General features: G+C 69.7%; 5 protein-coding genes. All 5 read right to left on the bottom strand.

The features are described from left to right. On the bottom strand, window positions 1-1267 hold a 1267-nt coding region (locus tag JAO81_RS32970; protein WP_199551646.1), incomplete at its 3' end, for a nucleotide sugar dehydrogenase. Between the two features lie 9 nt (window positions 1268-1276). Continuing rightward, window positions 1277-2893 (bottom strand): glycosyltransferase, encoded by a 1617-nt coding sequence (locus JAO81_RS32965; protein ID WP_199551645.1) that lies wholly within the window; start codon window positions 2891-2893, stop codon window positions 1277-1279. Beyond that, on the bottom strand, window positions 2890-4431 hold the full coding sequence (locus JAO81_RS32960) for a glycosyltransferase family 4 protein (RefSeq protein ID WP_233416264.1): 1542 nt from the start codon (window positions 4429-4431) through the stop codon (window positions 2890-2892). Before JAO81_RS32960 ends, JAO81_RS32965 begins: the two co-directional genes overlap by 4 nt. Further along, window positions 4421-5437 (bottom strand): Gfo/Idh/MocA family protein, encoded by a 1017-nt coding sequence (locus JAO81_RS32955; protein WP_199551665.1) that lies wholly within the window; start codon window positions 5435-5437, stop codon window positions 4421-4423. Before JAO81_RS32955 ends, JAO81_RS32960 begins: the two co-directional genes overlap by 11 nt. Before the next feature lie 10 nt (window positions 5438-5447). Beyond that, window positions 5448-6554, bottom strand: coding sequence for a DegT/DnrJ/EryC1/StrS aminotransferase family protein (locus tag JAO81_RS32950; RefSeq protein WP_199551644.1), 1107 nt, complete (start codon window positions 6552-6554; stop codon window positions 5448-5450). Window positions 6555-6919 lie beyond the last annotated feature (365 nt).

Here is a 6919-nt window from a genome sequence, read left to right as displayed (position 1 = left end):
GGCGGCGTCCGCCTGCCCAGCGGGCCGGGTCCGTGGTGCGGCGGCCGTCGACCAGGACGCGCACGTCCGGCAGGTCGGCGGCGGCGAGCTCGCGGTATTCGGCGTGGTCGGCCTGGAGGACCGCCGCGGTGACCTGCTCACCGTTGTGCGGCGGCAGACCGTGGGCGGTCAGCTCGTCGGCGGTGTACATCGGGTCCGAGACGAACGGGACCGCGCCGCGCTCCTTGAGCGCCTCGACGGTGCCGTAGACGCCGGAGAAGGCCGTCTCCTTGACTCCACCGCGGTAGGCCGCGCCCAGGACCAGGACGTTCACGCCCGTCAGGTCGCCGTACGCGGCTGCGAGCAGATCCACCGCGTAGGACGGCATCGCCGCGTTCGCCTCGCGTGCGGAGCGCACGACGGTCGCCTCGGGGTCGTTCCACAGGTACATCCGCGGATAGATCGGGATGCAGTGGCCGCCGACCGCGATACCGGGCTGGTGGATGTGGCTGTAGGGCTGCGAGTTGCAGGCCTCGATGACCTTCTTCACGTCGATGCCGGTCTTGTCGGCGAAGCGCGCGAACTGGTTCGCCAGACCGATGTTGACGTCGCGGTACGTCGTCTCGGCGAGCTTGGCCATCTCGGAGGCCTCCGAAGTGCCCAGGTCCCAGACGCCGTTGGGGCGCGGCAGGTCCTCACGCTCGTCGAAGTCGAGCACGGCCTCGTAGAACTCCACACCACGGCGCGCCGAGGCCTCGTCGATACCGCCGACGAGCTTCGGGTAGCGGCGCAGGTCGGCGAAGACCCGCCCGGTCAGGACGCGTTCGGGGCTGAAGACCAGGTGGAAGTCCTCGCCCGGGGTCAGACCGGAGCCCTCCGCGAGCATGGGCGCCCAGCGGTCACGGGTGGTGCCGACGGGCAGCGTGGTCTCGTAGGAGACCAGGGTTCCCGGCTTGAGACCGGCCGCGATCGCCTTGGTCGCGGCGTCCATCCAGCCGAAGTCCGGCACGCCTTCGGCATCCACGAACAGCGGCACCACGACGACGACGGCGTCGGACTCGGCCACCGCCGCGGCCGTGTCCGTCGTGGCGGACAGCAGTCCCGCGCCGACGGTCTCCTTGAGCAGGCGGTCGAGGTCGAACTCGCCGGGGAAGGGCTCGGTCCCCGCGTTGACCAGCTCGACGACCTTCTCGTTGACGTCGGCGCCGATCACCCGGTGCCCCTTGGCGGCGAACTGCACGGCGAGCGGCAGCCCGATCTTGCCCAGGGCGACTACGCAGATGTTCATGAGTGGTGGTTACTTCCTCTTGGAGCCGAACAGCCGGGAGCGCAGCCGCGATCCCAGTGACTTCTGGACCGGGAACAGCGGACCCGTGGTGATCACCATGCGGCCCTTCTTGTTCACCGTGGCGGACACCCGGTACGGCTCCTCGCGCCGCCACCGTCTGGCCAGCGGCATCGGTTCGCCCTTGCCTCTGACCGGTATCTCGTACGTACGCCCGGCCAGGCGCAAGTACACGCGAACGCCTCGGGTGGCATGGATCGCGCCGACCGGTATACGGGCGTGCAGCACCGTGCCCTCGAGGTCCGCCTCGGTGCGGAACTCGCCCACCGCATCGGGCAGTTCACGGTCATCGGGCACCACCATCGCCCCGGGCTTGTCCGCGCTCTTGGGCATGGCGCCATCGGCGAGCCGGATCACGGCGCTCTCGGTGTCCCCGGTGACGGGAATGCGTACGGAGAGCGCTACGTGCAGGCCGTCGCCCTCCTGCTCCCAGGCGGCGGCAAGCAGCTTGGTGCCCTTGGCGAGCCGCCCCGGCACCTTCTCCTCCCTCAGCTCGAAGGAGCGGTCCGGCAGCGCGAGCCGTGTGTCGCGGAAGCCCGGGTAGGCGGCGTACGCCCTGCTGCCCTCGGCGTGGAAGGTCGGCGTGCCACGGCGCGCCTCGTCCCTGATCGCCTCGGTCAGCTCGTCCACCGCTCCCGCCTGCGCGAGGCAGAGGCGGGCACGGCGCTTGACGTCCATGGAGTCGCGCAGTGCCTCGGTGAAGTACGCGTCGGCGAGCTCGCCGATGCCGGCGCACACCTCCTGCTGGGTCCTGCGGTCGAGGTCCGGGAAGTCGTCCTGGATCAGCTTGGCGAGCTCCCAGGTGAAATGCCGGTCGAGCACCGCGTCACGGCGCGGTCCGGCCTCGATCAGCCCGGCCGTGAAGTGCATGATCTCCGCGGTGCACTTCAGCCGTGCCAGGTGGTTCGCCCGGTACGTGATGTTGCTGGCGTCGCCGCGCTTCACCGCGTAGTAGCAGGTGTAGTCGGCGACGACCGAGATGTTGCGGGCCCGGAAGCATGCCTCGATGGTGAACGGCTGGTCGCTGCCGACCGGCAGGTCCTCGGGGAAGCGCAGCTGGTGCTTCTCGACCAGTTCGCGGCGGAACAACTTGGTGTTGGCCAGCGCGAACGGCAGATCCGAGTCGAACAGCGAGAGGGACGACGCGTTGGCCTCGTAGAGCTTCTGGCGTACGTAGCGGCCGTTCGTGCCGACCATCTTGCCGGCGACGACGTCGGATCCGTTCTCGTCGGCACTGGCGACCAGGCGCTCGAGCGCCTCGTTCCCGAGGTAGTCGTCCGCGCCGATGAAGTAGACGTACCGTCCCCTCGCCACGTCGAGAGCACGGTTGCTGGGGGCGGCCGGGCCACCGGAGTTGGCCTGGTGGATCACCTTGAAGGTGTCCGGGTAACGCTCGGCGAAGCGGTCGAGCTCCTTACCGCTGTCATCCGTGGATCCGTCGTCGACGGCGACGACCTCCAGGCGGTCGAGACCGATGCTCTGTTCCACCAGGGAGTTCAGGCACTCCGTGAGGTAGGGCATGGTGTTGTAGACCGCCACCACCACGGTGACATCGGGGGTTCGGCTCATCTCTCTCCCCTGGAAGATCCCGTCACCAGCTTCGTATACACCGCGTCCAGCTCCGCCGCCTGGTGCTCCCAGGTCCACTGCTCGAGCAGGCCCGACGTCTCGTACACGTCCCGGTACTTCTTGGGGTCCTTGAGCACGGCCTCGACCGCCCGGACGTAGGCGTCCACGTTCTCCGCCTCGAAGACCTCGCCCTGACCGGTCTTGACGGTCATGTCGCCCATCGTCTTCACGTCGCTGACGATCAGCGGCAGACGCGCGTGCGAGTACTCGAAGTACTTGGTGATCAGGGCGATCTCGTGGTTCGGCCAGTGGTGGATGGGGATGACGCCGATGTCCGCGGAGGCGAGGAACGGCACGACCTGGTAGTGCGGGACGTACGGCAGGATGTGCACCCGCTCCGACACCCCGAGTTCCTCGGCGCGCGTCCGCAGGCTCCGCATGTAGTCGGAGTTCGGCCGCAGCACGACGAACGCCACGTGCAGACCCTCGAGCCGGGGCAGCGATTCGACCATGATGTCGAGCCCGCGCTGGGGCGCGGCCGCACCGCTGTACACGGAGAGCGGGACCTCAGGGCCGATACCGCACTGCTCCCGCAGGTCGGGGACCGGTTCGGCCGCCTGCTCGGGCGAGATCTCGCCGTCGGGAGCGTTCAGGACCACGGCGGGCTGCTCGGAGAGTCCGTGCCGCTCGGCCAGCATCGTGGCCAGCGTCTCCGAGACGGTGGTCACGGCGTCCGCGTGGCGCGCGTACTCCTTCTCATGGGCACACTGCGCGACATGCCAACGGGGGTGCGGGTCCCACGGCTTGAGGCCGGGCAGGAACTCGTGCGCGTCCCAGACCAGCGGGATGGTGCGGCCCTTGGCCGACGCCCGCAGCTTCGCCCGTGCGCCGACACCGAGCATCCGGAAGTCGTTGGCGTGGATCACGTCCGGCTTGAGCGCGTCGATCTCCTTGCCGAACGCCAGCTCGTAGTCCCACAGGCCAGGGTCGAGCCTGCGCCAGGCGCGGTCGCCCATGGTGCGCTGCCAGAAGGCCGTGGTGAAGCGGTCGAGAGGCGAGGTCATCGCCTTGCGCCGCTCGTCGAGCCGCCGCGTCTGCCGATGACGCAGCCCCACCCAGCGGCTGAGCAGCCTGGCGGCGAGGCGCGCGGGCAGCAGGCGCAGCGCGGCAAGTCCGCCGCTGCGCCGGGCGAGCACGAGCCTGATACTCAGATCGGCGCGCCAGGCCTTCATCTTCTGCTTGCGATACGCGGCGAGCGGACCGGGCTTGTAGGCGAGCGGAGCGCGCAGGATCGCACGCCGGTACTCGTGCCGACGGCGCCTCAGCGGTGCCGGCACCCGCACGAGGCGCACCTGCGCGTCGCCTATCTGCCAGGTGTGTTCCTTCTTGTCCGGCGACCGGCCGAGCAGAACGACATCCCAGCCGGCCTCGGCGGCCGAACGGGCTTCCTTCTGCACTCGGGAATCGCCGTTGACGCCGTTGTCGACCAGCATGACGATCCGGCCCCGCGACGGCACCGGCGTGACCTCAGACGCCATGACCCGAGAACTCCTCCGCCTTGAGCTCCATCGAGCGTCCGGTCGCAGCGGATTCGAGCACGGCCGCGGCCACCTCGACCGTGCGCATCCCCTGCCGCAGCGTGCAGATGTCCGCGGGCTCGCCCAGGACCGCGTCCCTGAACAGCTCGTGCTCCACGAGGAGCGGCTCGCGCTTGGGTATCGCGTAGCGGATCATGTCGCCCTCGGACACCCCGCGGAAGGCCTGCAGCGCCTCCCACTCCGTGGTCACGGCGGCGTTCGAGTAGAAGGTCAGGTCCGCGGTGAGGGTGTCGGCGATGAACGTGCCGCGCTCGCCCGTGACCGAGGTGAAGCGCTCCTTGAGCGGGCTCAGCCAGTTGACCAGATGGCTGACCATCGCACCGCCGGACAGCCGGCCCACGGCGGAGACCATGTCCTCGTGCGGGCGGCCGCTCTTGTGGATCGTGTGCGCGGCGATCGAGGTGTACGTCTGGCCGGTCACCCAGCCCGTCAGGTCGATGTCGTGGGTGGCGAGGTCCTTCACCACGCCGACATCGGCGATGCGGTGCGGGAACGGGCCCTGGCGGCGCGTGACCACCTGGAATATCTCGCCCAGCTCACCGGCCTCGAGACGGGAACGGAGGCTGCGCAGCGCCGGGTTGCAGCGCTCGATGTGACCGACACCGGCCACGAGGCCGCGCGACTCGAAGGCCTGGACCAGCTTGCGGGCGCCCTCGACCGAGTCGGCGACCGGCTTCTCGATCAGTGCGGCGACACCGGCCCCGGCGAGCTGGAGACCGACTTCCTCGTGCAGGGCCGTCGGGCAGGCCACGACGGCGTAGTCGACGCCGAGTTCGAGCAGTTCCTCGACGGTGGACAGTACGGGAGCGCCCTGGGCCCAGCCGTTCTTGTCCCCCATCGGGTCGACGACGCCGACCAGTTCCACCCCGTCGAGGCCGGCGAGGACGCGCGCGTGGTGGCGTCCCATCGATCCCAGGCCGACGAGTCCGGCCCGCAGCGGCTTCATAGCGTTCACGTCAGATCCCCAGACCGTTCACAGCGGCGACGATGCGCTCGAGTTCGCCCTCGGTCAGCGAGGGGTGGACCGGCAGCGAGACGACCTCGGCCGCCGCGCGCTCGGTCTCCGGAAGGTCCCACGTACGGCCGGCCTTCTGGTCCGGCTCCCAGTACGGCTTGAGCCGGTGGATGGGGGTGGGGTAGTAGACCGCGTTGCCGACACCGGCGGCGGTGAGCTGCTCCTGTACGGCGTCCCGGTCTCCTTCGACGCGCACGGTGTACTGGTGGTAGACGTGCCGGGCGCCCTCGGCCACAGGCGGCGTGACGAGCCCCGTGAGGTGCTCGTCCAGGTAGGCGGCGTTGGCGCGGCGGCGCTCGGTCCAGCCGTGCAGCTTGCCGAGCTGGACCCTGCCGATGGCGGCCGCGACGTCGGTCATCCGCATGTTCGCGCCGACGATCTCGTTGGCGTACCGCTGCTCCATGCCCTGGTTGCGCAGCAGGCGCAGCGTGCGGGCGACTTCGGCGTCGGCCGTCGTGATCATGCCGCCCTCCAGGGCGTGCATGTTCTTCGTCGGGTAGAAGCTGAAGGTGCCCGCCGTGCCGAAGGCGCCGACGGGGGTGCCGTTCAGCGCGGCGGCGTGCGCCTGGCAGGCGTCCTCGACGACCGCGAGACCGTGCCGCTGCGCGAGGGGCATCAAGCGGTCCATCGCGGCCGGGTGGCCGTACAGGTGCACCGGCATGATGGCCGCGGTGCGCGGCGTGATGGCGGCCTCGACCGCTGCCGGGTCGAGCCCGAAGCTGCCCGGCTCGATGTCGGCGAAGACCACGTCGGCCCCGACGAGGCGGACGGCGTTCGCGGAGGCGGCGAAGGAGAACGACGGGACGATGACCTCGTCGCCCGGTCCGATACCGAGGGCGAGCAGGGTCAGATGAAGCGCCGAGGTGCCCGAGTTGACGGCGACGCAGTGCCGCCCCTCGACCAGCTCCGAGAACTCCTCCTCGAAAGCGGCGACTTCGGGGCCCTGAACGACGCGCCCGCTGCGGAGCACGCGTACCGCCGCCTCGATCTCGTCCTCACCGATGACAGGCTTCGCGGCGGGTATCGGTTGGTTGTTGGCGCCAGACATGGCCACCCTCCCCTTCAGCACCTCGTGGGCGCACTGTTCGAGGTGAGGGGAAGTGGATGTCAGTTCGGACAGACCAGTCCCCCGGCACGTGGCCGACCTCAAGGCTTTTCTTTCGCACACAAACGCCCAAGCCCCCGCCGGCCGTTCATGGAAGGCGACTGATCGCGCAGATGTGACCATCAGGCGGAGAAACTCAGTCTCAACGGGCGCCAGGGTACCAGGAGTTTTCACATGGTCTTTAAGTTCGTAACCAGCAAGAAATGTCATTCCGGCCACACAGCAAAGCGGACTGCCCCCGGTGGACCCGGGCAAGCCCCCCCGGTGCCGGGCGGGGCCTGAAGGCAGGCGGGCGGGGCCGGCACCCC

The organism is Streptomyces sp. N35 (genome assembly GCF_016464295.1).
GTDB lineage: Bacteria > Actinomycetota > Actinomycetes > Streptomycetales > Streptomycetaceae > Streptomyces.
The sequence above is the reverse complement of the archived record's forward strand: the minus strand, read 5'-3'. Positions and strand labels throughout refer to the sequence as shown.

Excerpts from the sequence above, each read along its gene's own strand:
- JAO81_RS32965 (WP_199551645.1), bottom strand. The coding sequence starts at position 2,893 with ATGAGCCGAACCCCCGATGTCACCGTGGTGGTGGCGGTCTACAACACC.
- JAO81_RS32960 (WP_233416264.1), bottom strand. The coding sequence starts at position 4,431 with ATGGCGTCTGAGGTCACGCCGGTGCCGTCGCGGGGCCGGATCGTCATG.
- JAO81_RS32950 (WP_199551644.1), bottom strand. The coding sequence starts at position 6,554 with ATGTCTGGCGCCAACAACCAACCGATACCCGCCGCGAAGCCTGTCATC.
- JAO81_RS32955 (WP_199551665.1), bottom strand. The coding sequence starts at position 5,437 with ATGAAGCCGCTGCGGGCCGGACTCGTCGGCCTGGGATCGATGGGACGC.